General features: G+C 68.7%; 14 protein-coding genes. 9 read left to right on the top strand and 5 right to left on the bottom strand.

Going from position 1 to position 13,851, the window contains the following annotated elements:
• The first annotated feature begins 184 nt into the window (after positions 1 to 184).
• On the top strand, positions 185 to 1,531 hold the full coding sequence (locus H2Q94_RS15210; RefSeq protein WP_243787744.1) for an MFS transporter: 1,347 nt from the start codon (positions 185 to 187) through the stop codon (positions 1,529 to 1,531).
• Between the two features lie 169 nt (positions 1,532 to 1,700).
• Here H2Q94_RS15210 and H2Q94_RS15205 read toward each other — a convergent pair whose 3' ends face one another.
• A complete protein-coding gene (locus tag H2Q94_RS15205) occupies positions 1,701 to 2,720 on the bottom strand; it encodes a LacI family DNA-binding transcriptional regulator (RefSeq protein WP_243787743.1) in 1,020 nt (339 codons plus the stop codon).
• Positions 2,721 to 2,866: 146 nt separating this feature from the next.
• On the opposite strand from H2Q94_RS15205, the gene H2Q94_RS15200 reads away from it, so the two are divergent.
• The 6 genes from H2Q94_RS15200 to H2Q94_RS15175 are packed head-to-tail and all read left to right on the top strand — an operon-like array spanning position 2,867 to position 7,496.
• A complete protein-coding gene (locus H2Q94_RS15200) occupies positions 2,867 to 3,724 on the top strand; it encodes a cupin domain-containing protein (protein WP_243787741.1) in 858 nt (285 codons plus the stop codon).
• Positions 3,703 to 4,005, top strand: a complete 303-nt coding sequence (locus H2Q94_RS15195; RefSeq protein ID WP_243787740.1) for a cupin domain-containing protein — start codon at positions 3,703 to 3,705, stop codon at positions 4,003 to 4,005. Before H2Q94_RS15200 ends, H2Q94_RS15195 begins: the two co-directional genes overlap by 22 nt.
• On the top strand, positions 3,998 to 4,714 hold the full coding sequence (locus H2Q94_RS15190; protein ID WP_243787739.1) for an alpha/beta fold hydrolase: 717 nt from the start codon (positions 3,998 to 4,000) through the stop codon (positions 4,712 to 4,714). Before H2Q94_RS15195 ends, H2Q94_RS15190 begins: the two co-directional genes overlap by 8 nt.
• Positions 4,707 to 6,008 carry a histidinol dehydrogenase gene (gene hisD / locus H2Q94_RS15185; protein ID WP_243787738.1) on the top strand — a complete coding sequence of 434 codons (1,302 nt, stop codon included), beginning with the start codon at positions 4,707 to 4,709 and terminating at the stop codon, positions 6,006 to 6,008. The genes H2Q94_RS15190 and hisD (H2Q94_RS15185) overlap by 8 nt, the downstream gene beginning before the upstream one ends.
• A complete protein-coding gene (locus H2Q94_RS15180) occupies positions 6,001 to 6,762 on the top strand; it encodes an SDR family NAD(P)-dependent oxidoreductase (RefSeq protein WP_243787737.1) in 762 nt (253 codons plus the stop codon). Before hisD (H2Q94_RS15185) ends, H2Q94_RS15180 begins: the two co-directional genes overlap by 8 nt.
• The gene (locus H2Q94_RS15175) at positions 6,759 to 7,496 is read left to right on the top strand and encodes an HpcH/HpaI aldolase family protein (protein WP_243787736.1); all 738 of its coding nucleotides are present in this window, start codon (positions 6,759 to 6,761) and stop codon (positions 7,494 to 7,496) included. The genes H2Q94_RS15180 and H2Q94_RS15175 overlap by 4 nt, the downstream gene beginning before the upstream one ends.
• Before the next feature lie 62 nt (positions 7,497 to 7,558).
• On the opposite strand, the gene H2Q94_RS15170 is transcribed toward H2Q94_RS15175, so the two are convergent.
• The 3 genes from H2Q94_RS15170 to hisD (H2Q94_RS15160) all read right to left on the bottom strand — a co-directional run bounded on the left by H2Q94_RS15170 (position 7,559) and on the right by hisD (H2Q94_RS15160) (position 10,854).
• Entirely contained in the window at positions 7,559 to 8,353 is a 795-nt protein-coding gene (locus H2Q94_RS15170) for a nitrilase-related carbon-nitrogen hydrolase (RefSeq protein ID WP_243787735.1), read from the bottom strand.
• Between the two features lie 7 nt (positions 8,354 to 8,360).
• Positions 8,361 to 9,446: an ester cyclase gene (locus H2Q94_RS15165; RefSeq protein ID WP_243787734.1), complete on the bottom strand. Its 1,086-nt coding sequence runs from the start codon at positions 9,444 to 9,446 to the stop codon at positions 8,361 to 8,363.
• A gap of 76 nt (positions 9,447 to 9,522) precedes the next feature.
• Positions 9,523 to 10,854 (bottom strand): histidinol dehydrogenase, encoded by a 1,332-nt coding sequence (gene hisD / locus H2Q94_RS15160; RefSeq protein WP_243787733.1) that lies wholly within the window; start codon positions 10,852 to 10,854, stop codon positions 9,523 to 9,525.
• A 72-nt stretch (positions 10,855 to 10,926) separates the two neighbouring features.
• Between hisD (H2Q94_RS15160) and H2Q94_RS15155 the strand changes: the two genes are divergently transcribed.
• On the top strand, positions 10,927 to 11,832 hold the full coding sequence (locus H2Q94_RS15155) for a LysR family transcriptional regulator (protein WP_243787732.1): 906 nt from the start codon (positions 10,927 to 10,929) through the stop codon (positions 11,830 to 11,832).
• 94 nt (positions 11,833 to 11,926) lie between these two features.
• Positions 11,927 to 12,298: an ArsR/SmtB family transcription factor gene (locus H2Q94_RS15150; RefSeq protein WP_243787731.1), complete on the top strand. Its 372-nt coding sequence runs from the start codon at positions 11,927 to 11,929 to the stop codon at positions 12,296 to 12,298.
• A 12-nt stretch (positions 12,299 to 12,310) separates the two neighbouring features.
• On the opposite strand, the gene H2Q94_RS15145 is transcribed toward H2Q94_RS15150, so the two are convergent.
• A complete protein-coding gene (locus tag H2Q94_RS15145; protein ID WP_243787730.1) occupies positions 12,311 to 13,555 on the bottom strand; it encodes an amino acid permease in 1,245 nt (414 codons plus the stop codon).
• Between the last annotated feature and the right edge of the window lie 296 nt (positions 13,556 to 13,851).

Below are 13,851 nucleotides of genomic sequence, written 5' to 3'. Positions count from 1 at the left end.
GGGCGGCGCATCCGCGTGCGCAGCGTCATCGGTGCAGGCCGCGCGGCGCTTCGTCGTGCGCGCGGGCGGTTTCCGCTCGGTGCGGTGGGTTCTTGACGCTCCGTGGGGTGAGAGCTAGCCTCCGACGACCTTCATACGTATGCATAGATGTTGATCGGCGTCGGGACCACCACTGGAGATGCCCATGTCTGTCGGAATGCCGGACTCCCCTGCCCCACCTCTTTCCGCAGGGCAAGAGCAGGCGACGAAGAAGAAGATCCGCCGCGCGGTCTACGCGGGCGGCGTCGGCAATTTCGTCGAGCAGTTCGACTACGGGCTTTACGGATACATGGCGCCGATGTTGGCGTCGTCGTTCTTCCCCGGCGGGGACAGCGCGGCCGCGGTGTTGAGCACGTACGCGGTGTTGGCGGTGGCGTGCGTGTTCCGGCCGCTCGGCGGGACTTTGGTGGGGCGTTGGGGCGACCGGGTCGGCCGGAAGAAGGCTCTGCTGTGGACGATCGTGATGATGGGCGTGTCCACGGCGCTGATCGGGGCGCTGCCGACTTATCAGCAGGTCGGTTTTCTGGCGCCGTTGCTGCTCGTGGTGATCCGGACCTTCCAGGGGATGATCTCGGGCGGTGAGTACGTGGGCGCGGTGGCGTTCATCGTGGAGTGGGCGAAGCCGAACCAGCGCGCTTACTACACGTCGTACGCGTCGAACAGCTGCTTCCTCGGCATCCTGTGCGGTGCGGGTGTCGCGGCGTTGACGAGCGCGGCGTTCGAGCAGCCGCAGCTGGAGTCGTGGGGTTGGCGGATTCCGTTCTTGGCGGTGCTGCCGTTGTCGGCGGTCGGGTTGTGGTTGCGCAGTCGCATCGAGGAGACCCCGGAGTTCATGCGGGAGACCGAGGGCGGCACGAACATCGTGAAGGCGCCGATCCGGGAGGCGTTGCGGGAGCAGTGGCGTCCGATCCTGGTGTTCTGCGGTGCCTCGATCATGCTGGCGATCTTGTCCTACACGTGGGTCACCTACTACCCGGAGTACCTGGTCAGCGAGCTCGGGCTGTCCAGGTCGGAGGCGTTGGTGTCGAACTTGATCTCGGTGGCGGTGCTGATGCCGTTGCTGCCGGTGGCGGGCAGGCTTTCGGATCGGATCGGGCGCAAGCCGATGTTGATCAGTGGTGCGGTGGCGTGCATCGCGCTGGTGCCGTTGGCGTTCGCGATCGGTGAGCAGGGCGGCTTCACCTCGGCGGTGTGCAGTCAGCTGGTCTACATCATCCCGGAGTTCTTCCTGACGGGGATCGTGACGACGTGTTCGGCTGAGTTGTTCGCGACGCGCACCAGGTTCAGCGCGAGCGCCATCGCGTACAACAGCTCGTTCTCGATCTTCATGGGTGTCACGCCGTTCATCGCGGCGCTGCTGGTGAACCGGTTCGGCACGATCTACGCGGTGTGGGTGTACCTCGCGGCGGCGGCGGTGCTGGCGTTGGTCGTGATCACGGTGTTCATGAAGGAGACCTACCGAAGCGAACTCGGCGCGGACAAGTTCGCCTAGTGCCTCTCCCCCGCCTAGTCGTATCTCGTCGGCGGCACTGGCTGCGGTGAATGGCTCATTTGCCGATCTGATCGGGTGTGTGGGCCATTCACCGCACCGGCCGTGTCGGGTGGACGGCCCGACGAGTCGCACTGGGCGAAGGGGCATTCACCTGGTTCGCCGGTGCGGGTCAGACGCGCCAGGCGCGGCGTAGGGCGGGTGGTGCGTGGGTGCCGCGGCGGACGAGTTCGGGGGCGAAGGCCATTCGGCGGGCGGAGTCGGTGGCTTCGCCGGTGAGGCGTTCGATGAGCAGGCGGGCCGCGGTGCGGGCCATTTCCGGGAGGTCGTAGCGGATCGTGGTGAGCGAGAACGCTTCCCAGGAGGCCATCGGCAGGTCGTCGAAGCCGATCAGGGTGAGGTCGTCGGGGATGCGGAGGCCTTCGCGCAGTGCGGCGTTGTAGGCGCCGATGGCCACGACGTCGTTGCCGCAGAACAGGGCGGTCAGGTCGGGGTCGGCGTCGAGGAGTTCGGCGAGGCCGTGGTAGCCGGTGTTGAAGTCGTAGGGTCCGCGTCGGATTCGGTTGGCGGGCAGGGCGATGCCGGTGTCGGCGAGTCCTGCGACGAAGCCGTGTTCGCGGTCGCGGCCGGAGCTGGTGTCGGTGGAGCCGCCGAGCAGGGCGATGTTGCGGTGTCCGAGTTCGGTGAGTTCGGTGGCGACCATTCGGCCGCCGCGTTCGTTGTCGACGACGGCGGAATCGGCGCCGTCGCGGCCGTCGACGCGGTTGAGGAACACGAACGGGACCTGTTTGCGGCGCAGTGCGTCGGGCAGTGCGGATCCGCTGGTGGCGGTGGTGAGCACGGCGCCGTCGATGGAGTGGTCGAGGAGTCGTTCGGTGGCGAGGGCGTCGTCGGAGCGTTCGGTGAGCAGCATCATCCGGTAGCCGCGTTGTTCCAGTTCGTCGTGCAGCGGGCCGACGAGGTAGGGGTAGAACGGGTTCGCCAGGTCGCTGACGAGCACGCCGATGCGGCGGGTGGTGTGCGTGGAGAGGCTGCGGCCGGCTTCGCTGGGTACGTAGTTGAGCGCTTCGGCGGCGCGGCGCACGCGGTCCTGGGTGGTGGTGGACACCCGCGGGTCTCCGCGCAGGGCGCGCGAGACCGTCGCTTGGGACACGCCGGCGAACCTGGCGACGTCATGACTCGTGATCGACATTCGACCTCCCGGTATACGGATTCTAGTCGGTTTCCGGGTGTGAGATCAGGACGGTTCCGGAATCGGTGCCAGCTGTGGGAGTTGTTGACCGGGGTTCGGCCCAGTGCTGTAATGCATACGTAGTCATCGATTGCGGAGGTGCACGGATGCAGCAGGTACCGGTACGGGTCGGCGAAGCGGAGATCACGCGCAGGACGATCCGGCGCAGCGACTTCGTGTCCTGCGACCAGGCGTTCATCGACTGCCGCACGCCGGGCTCGGAGCGCAAGGAGAACTACGCGATGATCGGGCCGGGGGTGTCGCAGAACTCCAAGCAGGTCATCAACCTCCGCGAGCCGCACGGCTACAACATCGGCGCGGCCGCGATGCCGAACGGCGTCGTCAACAACCTGCACCTGCACTTCACCGCCGAGGTGTTCCTGTGCTTCCGCGGCGAGTTCCTGCTGCGCTGGGGTTCCGACGGTGAAGAGGGCGAGCTGGTGCTGCGGGAGGGTGACATCGCGTCGATCCCGACGTGGATCTTCCGCGGGTTCACCAACATCGGACCGGACGACGGCTGGTTGTTCACCTCGCTCGGGCACGACGACACCGGGGGCATCATCTGGGGTCCCACGGTGCTGCGCGAGGCCGCCGGGTACGGGCTGCACCTGACCGAGGACGGCAGGCTCATCGACACCGTCGCGGGCGACGAACCGCCGCAGGACGTGGAGCTGGTGCGGCCGATGGCGCAGCCGGATCTCGCGCGGCTGCGGTCGTTCTCCACGGAGAAGATGCGGCGGCGGGTGGTGACCCAGGACGACCTGGAGTGGTGCTCGCGGCCGTTCCTGGACTCGGTGGTCACCGGTGGCGGCGCGGAGCTGGCGCTGGTCGTCGGGTTCGGCATGACCGAAGACCTCGATCAGGAGCCGCGGATCTTCAACCCGCACGGGCACAACATCGCGTGGCTGCGCGCCGAGCCGGGCGCGGGATGCTCGGGCACCGCGTGGAGCAGACGCAGGTGCTGATGGTGAAGGAAGGTCGCTGGGAGGTCACGCTCAACGACCACGATCCGGTCACGGTGGAGCTCGGTGAGTGGGACATGCTGTCGGTTCCGCCGGGCGCGTGGCGCGGCATCCGCAACGTTGGCGCGGAGACCGGCAAGCTCGTGGTGATCAATTCCGGGGACGGGCGGGTGCGTCTGGACTGGGACGAGGAGGTCGTCAAGGCCGCTGCGGACGCCGGGTACTCGATCGATCACAACGGTTACGTGGCGCCGTACGCGCTCGTGCCGCGTGCTCGTGACTGATCGGGTGGTGCTGCTGCCCGGCATGCTCTGCGACGCCGGGTTGTGGGCCGGGGTCGAGTCCGCGCTGGATGTGCCGGTGGTGCACGCGGAGTTGAGCGAGCCGAGCATCACGGGCATGGCCGAGCAGGTGTTGTCCTGTGTGGACGGGCCGATGCTGCTGGTCGGGCTGAGTTTGGGTGCGATCGTCGGGTTCGAGGTGGCGCGGCTGGCTCCGGAGCGGGTGGCGGGGTTCGCAGCGTTGTCGACGAACGCGGGCGCTCCGCGGCCGGATCAGCACGAGGCGTGGTGGCGGCAGGCTCGGCGGGCGCGGGCGGGTGAGTTCTGCGAGGTCGTGGAGGAGATCCTGCCGAGCATGTTCGCGCGGCAGCGGCCGGTCGCGGCGGGGGCGTTCCGGGAAATGGCCGCGCGCGTGGGTACGCGGCGGTTCGTGGCCCAGCTCGCCGCGCAGGCCACGCGCACCGATGCGCGCGAGGTGCTGCCCATGATCACCGCTCCGGCGTTGGTGGTCTCCGGTGGCGAGGACGCGTTGTGCCCGCCGGAGTTCCACCGCGAGATCGCGGCCGGGTTGCCCGACGCCGAGCTGTACCTGGTGCCCGGTGCGGGGCACCTGCTTGCACTTGAAGCTCCTGAGCGCACCGCCGAGCTGGTCAACCGGCTCGTTCGCCGGTGCGCTCCCCCATCCACGATCGAGGAGATCGACTGTGCGTGAAGTGTTGAAGCATCCGGCGCCGAAGAAGGCGGCCACCGACGACTCCGAGCTGCGGGATCGGGTGCGCGGGATCATCGAGGACGTCCGCGCTCGTGGTGACGTGGCGGTGCGGGAGTACTCGGAGCGGTTCGACGGTTGGAGTCCCGGGTCGTTCCGGCTTTCTCCGGAGGAGGTCGAGCGGATCGTCGCGTCGGTGCCGCGGCAGGTGCTCGACGACATCCGGTTCGTGCAGGAGCAGGTGCGCGTGTTCGCCGGGCATCAGCGGGAATCGCTGCGCGACGTGGAGGTGGAGACGTTGCCGGGGGTGCGGCTGGGGCATCGGCATGTGCCGATCGATGCGGTGGGTGCGTACGTGCCGGGTGGGCGGTATCCGCTGACGGCGTCGGCGCACATGACGATCGTGACGGCGAAGGTCGCGGGGGTGCCGAGGGTGGTGGCGGCGACGCCGCCGATTCGCGGTGAGGTTCCGGCGGCGACGGTCGCGGCGATGCACTTGGCGGGTGCGGATGAGATTCATCTGCTGGGTGGTGTGCAGGCGGTGGCGGCGATGGCGGCGGGTACGGAGTCGGTGGGTTCGGTGGATCTGCTGGCGGGGCCGGGCAACGCTTATGTGGCGGAGGCGAAGCGGCAGTTGTTCGGGGAGGTCGGGATCGATTTGTTCGCCGGGCCGACGGAGATCTTGGTGATCGCCGATGAGCATGCGGATCCGTTCGTGGTGGCGGTGGATCTGTTGTCGCAGGCTGAGCACGGTCCGGACTCCCCTGCTGTGCTGATCACGACGTCGCGGGCGTTGGTGGTGGAGGTGGTCGAGCACGTGGAGAAGTTGTTGCCGGGCATGCCGACCGCCGATTTCGCGGGTCCGGCTTGGCGTGATCACGGTGAGGTCGTGGTGGTCGGGTCGGTGGACGAGGCGTTCGAGTTGGCCGACTCCTATGCCAGTGAGCACGTGGAGGTGTTGACGGAGCGGCCGCGGCTGGCGTTGGAGCGGATGCGCAACTACGGGGCGTTGTTCCTGGGTGAGGGCACGTGCGTGTCCTACGGGGACAAGGTGATCGGGACGAATCACGTGCTGCCGACGAAGGGTGCCGCGCGGTACACGGGTGGGCTGTGGGTCGGGAAGTACTTGAAGACGGTGACGTACCAGGAGGTGGTGGATTCGGCGGCGAGTGCGCGGCTGGGTGAGGTGTGCGGTCGTGCGGCGCGGGTCGAGTTGTTCGAGGGGCATGCCCGCTCTGGTGATGTGCGGGCGGCGAAGTTCGGTGGCGCGGGTTTGGAGTGGGCCGATCATGTCTGAGTTGGCGGGGCGTACGGCGTTGGTGACCGGCGGTGGCAATGGTCTGGGGCGGGCGATGTGCCGGGCGTTGTCGGCGGAGGGTGTTCGGGTGGTCGCCGTGGGCCGGACGCTCGGGTCGTTGGAGGAGACGGTGGCGGGGTTGCCCGGTGCGGGTTCGGCGGTGGTCTGTGATGTGGCCGCTCCGGGTTCGGTGGCGGGTCTCGTCGAGCGGCTCGGTGACGAGCGGGTGTCGATTCTGGTGAACAACGCGGGGGTCGCTGGGCCGGTGGCGCCGCTCGTGGATGTCGGGCCGGGTGAGTGGGATGAGGTGTTCGCGGCGAATGTGCGCGGTACGTATTTGATGTGTCGTGTTCTGCTGCCCGCGATGATCGAGCGGGGTTTCGGGGATGTGGTCAACGTGGCTTCGGTGTCGGGGAAGCGTCCGTTGGCTCGGCGTTCGCCGTATTGCGCGTCGAAGATGGCGGTGCTCGGGTTGACGACGACGTTGGCGGCGGAGGTCGGTCCGCTCGGGGTGGCGGTGAATTCGTTGTCGCCGGGTCCGGTGGAGGGGCCGCGGATGGCGCGGAATTTCCGGTTGGAGGCCGAGCGGGCCGGGACGACGGTTGAGCGGGCGGAGGCCGAGTTCGTGTCGCGGGCCGCGTTGGGGCGGATGGTGACCGAGGACGAGGTGGGTGCGGCGTTGGTGGCGATGCTTTCGATGCCGGGGTTGTGCGCCGCCGACATCGACCTGTCCGCGGGGATGGTGGGCCGATGAAGCTGAAGGCGAAGTTGCGTTCGGGTGCCCGGTTGCGCGGCGGGATCGTGCGGTTGCCGGCGGAGATGCTGGTGGAGTTGTCGGGGATCGCCGGGTTGGATTACGTGCTGGTGGATTGCGAGCACGGGCCGGCGGATCTGGTGGTGTTGCAGCAGCACATCGCGTTGGCGCAGGCGCACGGTGTTGCGGTGTTGGTGCGGGTGGGTCGGGCGGATGCGAATCAGGTGCTGCGGGTGCTCGATCTTGGTGCTGAGGGGATCGTGGTGCCGCATGTGGAGTCGGCGCGGGAGGCGGTGGAGGTGGTGCGTTCGGCGCATTATCCGCCGTTCGGGGAGCGTGGTTTCGCGACCTACAGCAGGGCGGGTCGTTATGGCGCGGTCACTGCGCAGGAGCATGTGCGTGCCGCTGCGGACGTGGTGGTGATCGCGATGGTGGAGACGGCGGCGGGTGTGGAGCACGCCGCGGAGATCGTGGCGGTGGACGGGCTTGATGCGGTGTGGGTGGGGCCGGCGGATCTGGCCGTGTCGCTGGGGGTGCCGCCTGGGGATGCGGCTGTGGTGCGGGCGAAGGCCGAGGTGCATCGGCGGGCTCGGGAGGCGGGGTCGGCGGTGATGAGCATCGTGTCCAGCGCTGAGGCGGGTGCTGTTGAGGACGCGGATTTTGTGGTTTACAACCTCGCGCACATCCTGCTGGGCACGTTTCGTTCGTTGCGCGCGGGTCCGGGCGGCGACTGACGGCGTGACGGGAACGGCCCACCAGACCGTGGAATTCGGTGTGGTGGGCCGTTTTCGTGTGGTCAGTAGAGCTCGGGGCGGCGGTCGGCGAGGAGGTCGGCGTGCGGGGTGAGTCGTTTGTTGCGGGAGGCGGTGAGGTCGAGGTCGGTGTGGGCGGTGCCGGTGTCGGTGGCTTCGGCGCGGATCCAGCCGTGTTGGTCGATGAGGGTGGTGGCGCCGGTGAAGTGGGTGTCGCGTTCGGTTCCGGTGCGGTCGCAGCAGGCGATGGCGAGGTGGTTGATGCGTGCGGCGGCCATCGCGATGGTGACTTCGGGGGCGCGTTCGCCGGTGGGGCGTGGTTGCAGTGGCCAGTTGGTCGGTACTGCGAGCAGTTCTGCGCCGTTGAGGGCGAGTTTCCGGGTGAGTTCGGGGAATTCGAGGTCGTAGCAGATCAGTGCGCCGATGCGGCCGTGGCTGGTGTCGAGCACCGGTGGTGCTTCGGGGCCGGGGGTGAACAGGAGTTTTTCGTCGTCCCACAGGTGGGTTTTGCGGTAGACGGCGATGAGTTCGCCGCGGTCGAGGATCGCGGCGCTGTTGTAGAGCCGTCCGTCGGTTCCGAGTTCGCAGAATCCGCCGACGACGACGGAGTCGGGGGCGGCTGTGCCCCATTGTGTGAACAGGGGGTCGTGCGGGGTCAGTGCGACTGAGGCGGCTTCGGCCACGGAGTTGAGCCGGTAGCCGGAGGTGGCGAGTTCGGGCAGCACGATCACGTCGGCGCCGCGCGCGGCGGCCCCGCGCACGGCCGCCGCCGTCAGTTCGCGGTTGTGCGGCAGGTCGGCCACGCGCGGGGCCAGTTGGGTGCAGTGCACTCGGGTCACGGGTGGGTCATCCGAGTTGTGCGGGGGGTTCGTCGGCGAGGAGTTGGGCGAGGACGTCGAATTCGTTGAACAGGGACCATTCTTCGACGATGCGTCCGCCGGAGAAGTACAGCTGGGACATGCCCCACAGGTGTGCGCGGCGGGCGGTGGGTGTGCCGTAGAGGCCGTAGCCGCGGTGGGTTCCGGTGCCGGACCAGCGCACGGAGGCGCTGTAGCCGTCGGTGTCGTTGCCCATCCAGTAGATCTCGTCGACGGTGACGCCGAGGTCGGGGAACGTGGCGAGCAGGGAGCGTGCCATGCCGCGCACGTCGGAGCGGTTGCGGCCGGTGCGGTTGGTGGTGCCGTGCCAGCGCACGGCGTCGGCGTAGACGCGGTCGAACATGCTGAGGTCGCGGCGGTTGTAGACGTTGTGGAACAGTGCCTGCACGGTTTGCTCGACGTCGAATCGTCCGGTGGGCAGCGGGAGTGGTTCGGGTTTGCGGCCGCCGACGAGTCGTACGGGTTCGCTGAATTGGCGGGCGGTCAGGGGTGCGATGCCGCCTTCGTTGCCGTAGGTGCGGGCGGCGTCGACGACGTTGATGCCGAGTTGCTGGAGTTTCGCGGCGGTGTTGTAGAGGACCCACTCTTCGTAGATCTCGTTGTCGCGCACCACGCAGTTGGCCATGACCCAGGTGTCGAGTTTGCGGCCGGTGGGCGGTCCCCAGCGCCATGGTCCGGTGTGGTGGCCGATGTTGATGGCTCGGTGGGAGGTGACGAAGCCTTGGGTTTCGTCGCCTGCCCAGATGACGTCGTCGGCGTAGTGGCGGCAGTCGGGGAAGGCGTTGATGGATTGCATGGTGCCGTCGACGAGTTGCTCGACGCCGTAGGTGTAGCCGTTGTCGCCGTGCAGGCGGCAGCCGGGGCTGTAGGTGTCGTAGATGTAGCCGACGTCCTGGTCTTCCCAGATGCGGTGGGTGATTCGCACGATGTAGTCGACGATGTCGGTGTAGGTGTCTTCGAATCCGCGCATGGGTTGCCTGCGCTCCCCCGGCACCCGCTGCGGTTCGTCGGCGCCGTGTCCGGAGTCGACGCGGATCGTGTGGTCGGTCGGCATGGTCCGTGCGGGCGGGTGCATGGTGCCTTCGGGTGCCCGCGGCCGGTGGTGGGGTTCTGTTCGTCGGGGGTGCCGCTCATCGGGCGTGTCCCTTCTGGTGGCGGTCGGTGCGGAGGGTGGCGGTGGCGCGGTGCGCGGCCATCTGTTCGTACTGGGAGATCACGTCGACGGCGTCGGCCAGCAGTGGTGTGGCTTGTTCGGAGACGCGTTGGTAGGTCAGGGGTTTCAGGAAGCGTGAGACGGAGAGTCCGGCGCTGTGTTTGGCTCCGCCTGCGGTGGGCAGCACGTGGTTGGTGCCTGCCATGCCTTTGTCGGAGTAGGCCACGGTGCTCCACGGGCCGAGGAAGATGGAGCCGTAGTTGCGCAGTGCCCGGTGGTAGTGCTCGTCGTGGGCGGTGATGACTTCGAGGTGTTCGGGGGCGAGGTCGTCGGTGAGTGCGATGGCGGTGTCGGCGTCGGCTGCCCAGGTCACCGAGCCGTGGTCGCGCCAGGCGGGGCCTGCGATGTCCTTGGTGGGCAGGGTTTCGAGTTGGCGGTCCACTTCGTTGATCACGGCGTGTCCGAGTGCTTCGGAGGTGGTGATCAGGGCGGCGGGTGAGTTGATGCCGTGTTCGGCTTGGCCGAGCAGGTCGGCGGCGACGAGTTCCGCGTCGGCGGTGTCGTCGGCGAGGACCGCCACTTCGGAGGGGCCTGCGAGCAGGTCGATGCCGACGGTGCCGAACAGTTGGCGTTTCGCTTCGGCGACGTAGGCGTTGCCTGCGCCGACGAGCATGTCGACGGGGCGTTCGCCGAGCAGTCCGAAGGCCATGGCGGCGAGTGCTTGCACGCCGCCGAGGACGTAGATGTGGTCGGCGCCGGAGAGGTGCGCGGAGTAGAGCACGGCGGGGTCGGGGGTGCCATCGCGGCCGGGTGGCAGGCAGGCCAGCACGGTGTCGACTCCGGCGACTTTGGGGACGCCGACGGTCATGAACGCGCCCGCGGTCAGGGGGAATCGTCCGGCGGGCAGGTAGGCGCCGACGCGTTGCACCGGGACGTAGCGGTGTCCGGTGATCAGGCCGGGGGCGAGTTCGGTTTCGAAGTCCTGCAGGTGGGCGCGTTGGGCGCGGGCGAACGCGGTGGTGCGTTCGGCGCCGAGTTCGAGCGCTTCGCGGTGTTCGGGGGTCAGTTGTGCGGCGCTGTTGTGGAGGGTGGCGGCGTCGAGTTCGACTCGGGTGTCGTGCCGGCCGTCGAGTTCGCGGGCGTAGCGCAGCACGGCGTCCATGCCGTCGCGTTCGATGGTGGTGAGCATGTCCGAGACCCGTTGGATCACGGCCGGTTCGCGTTGGGCGGCGGGGCCGTCGTTCGCGGGTGCTTTGAGGATGCGGTGGGATCCGCCGAGTTCCCTGATCAGGGAGGGTGCGAAGCGCATGGCGGGCACATTACGAACCGGCCGGGCACAGGACAAGGTGAGAAGTTCCTGCGTGTGCCATAGGGTTTCCCTGTGACGTTGAAGCAGTTGCGGGCGTTGGTGCTCGCCGCGCGGACCGGTTCGTTCACGACGGCCGCCGCGGCGATGGGGATCGCGCAGGCGTCGGTGTCGGAGTTGATCCGCAAGCTGGAGGACGAGCACGGCACGCGGTTGTTCACCAGGGGCGCGCGGCGCTTGGTGTTGACGGCGGCGGGTGAGGCGCTGTTGCCGCACGCGGAGCAGGCGGTGCTGGCCGCTGACGAGGGGGCGCAGGCGCTGCGTTCGGTGCGGTCGCTGCACGGCGGTGTCGCCACGTTCGGGCTGTTGCGCAACGCCGGGTATTACCTGCTGTCGGATCTGGCGCAGCGGTTCCACGACGCCTACCCGGATGTGCGGGTCCGGTTGATCGGGTTGAACTCGGTGGAGGTCGCCGCCGCGGTCGCGGCGGGCACGGTGGAGGCCGGGCTGGTGGTGCTGCCCATCGACGATGAGGGCCTTGAGGTGATCCCGTTGTTGCGCGACGAGGTGTACTTCGCGACGGCCGAGGCGGATCGTGCCCGTGAGCCGCTGGGCATCGAGGACGTCGCCGCCGCGCGCCTGATTCTCTACGACGCGCACTACGGCTGGTCGGATCCGACGCGGCGCCAGCTCGCTGATCGTGCTCAGCTCGCCGGGCTCAAGCTGGAGCCGTGGATCGAGGTCGAGCACGTCGAGTCGGCGTTGTCGCTGGTGCAGCGCGGCATCGGCGACACGATCGTGGCCCGCGCGGTCGCGGAGTCCCCGGCGTGCCCGGCGGCGCTGCACACGGTGGGGTTGCGCGAGCCGCTGCACGACACGATCGCTCTGGTGCGCAGGCGCTCGGCGGCGCTGTCTCCGGCGAGCCGGGAATTGGCTCGGCTCGCGCAGCGCATGATCTTGCAGCGCGTCGACGGGCGGTGAGGCCGGCCGGGTCGCGGGTCATCCGGCCGGGACACGGCATCGCGGGTCGCGGTCAGGTCCAGAACGACGTTGCCGGAACCTGCAGCTGTTCGCGGTGTTCGGCGAGGAACGCCTGGATCGAGCGCGGCGGGTGCCCGGTGAGGTCGGTGACCGCCGTGGTGACTTCGGCGAGTGCGCCGCCGACCACCCGGAACTCGACGGCATCTCGCTGGCCGAAGCGCTCTCCGCCCTCGGCGACCCCGTACGCCTCTCCATCGTGCGCATGCTCGGCGACGGCCGGGAACACCAGGGATCCGAAGCCGACGTGGCCGTCTCCCCATCGACCTTGAGCCACCACTTCGCGACGCTGCGCAACGCCGGCGTGGTGTTCATCCGGCCGGAAGGCACCTGCTGCTGGCACTCCCTGCGCCCCGAATTCGAACAGCGCTTCCCCGGGCTGCTCGCCGCCGTGCTCGCCCAGCGCTGACGACCCGGCCCGCTACACGCCCACCGGATCCGAGGCCGCGGGCGCGTGCCGCCGCTGCACGACGATCCCCGCCACCACCAGGAACGCCGCGAGACCGAGCGAGAGCCACAGCTCCAACCGCTTGCCGGGCAGGATCGCCATGGCCAGCAGGATCCCGGTGATGCTCACGATGGTGAGCACCGTCAAGTACGGGAACGCCCACATCGGCGCGTCCAGGCGCCCTTCACCGCCCTGGGCGCGCAGCGCGCGGCGGGTGGCGAGCTGGGTGATGGCGATGACCAGGTACATCATCAGCACGATCGCGCCGCTGGAGGCGAGCAGATACCCGAACAGCTCCGGCACCGCGTAGTTGACGACGACCGCGACCCCGCCGATCACCGTGGAGGCCAGCACCGCGGCCTGCGGAGTGCCGTTGGCGCCGGTCGTACCGGCCAACCGCGGGGCATCGCCGCGCTTGGCGAGGGAGAACAGCATGCGCGACCCGGTGTAGACGGCGGAGTTGAGGCAGCTGCACACCGCGACGAGCACCACCACGTCCATGATCATCGCGGCGCCCGGGATGTGCATGGTCTCCAACGCCGCCTGATACGAACCGCCCGCTTCCAAACCGGGGGCGTTCCACGGCACCAGCAGCACCACGACGAACACCGACCCGATGTAGAACAACGCCAGCCGCCACACCACGGCGTTGATGGCCCGGCGGATGTTGCGCCCGGGGTCGGCCGATTCGGCGGCGGCGATGGTGACGATCTCGCTGCCCTGGAACGCGAACATCGCCGTGAGCAGCCCCGCCAGCACCGCGACGCTCCCGTTGGGCAGGAACCCGCCGTTGGCCCACAGGTTCGACGGCCCGCTGACCTCCGAACTCGGCAGCAACCCGAGGATCGCGGTCACGCCCAGCACGATGAAACCGATGATCGCGATGACCTTCAACAGCGCGAACCAGTACTCGATCTCGCCGTAATTGCGCACCGACAGCAGGTTCGTGCCCGCCAGCAGCGCGATCACGACGAACGCCGGCACCCACGTCGGCACCGACAGCGACGGGCCGACGATGTCGCCCGCCGCGATCGCCTCGATCGGGATCACCAGCACGTAGAACCACCAGTACAACCAGCCGATCGAGAACCCCGCCCACCGGCCCAACGCCCGATCCGCGTAGGTGGAGAACGAGCCGGTGTCAGGGTTGGCGATCGCCATCTCCCCCAGCATCTTCATCACCAGCACCACCAAGGTCGCCGCGATGAGAAACGACACCAGCACCCCCGGGGCCTGCTTCGGCGATCGCCGCCGACGACCCCACGAACAAGCCAGCACCGATCACACCCCCGATCGAGAGCATCGTGATCTGACGGGGCTTGAGTCCGGTGGTCAGTGCACCACCGGACGCGGGCGGGGAGTCTTGCCCAGAGGCGTGCGCATGACGGGGCACAGTAGGCGCATCGCCCCCGCAGAACCAGAGGCGATCCCGAATCCCCACCTCGACCCCACCGGAACCCGGCACCGAGCCGATGCCGCCCAACGCCTCACCCACCCGGTCCTGCCCGGTCAAC

The sequence above is a fragment of the Saccharopolyspora gloriosae genome (genome assembly GCF_022828475.1).
GTDB classification, from domain to species: Bacteria; Actinomycetota; Actinomycetes; order Mycobacteriales; family Pseudonocardiaceae; genus Saccharopolyspora_C; species Saccharopolyspora_C gloriosae_A.
This window is presented reverse-complemented; position numbering and strand designations above follow the sequence as displayed.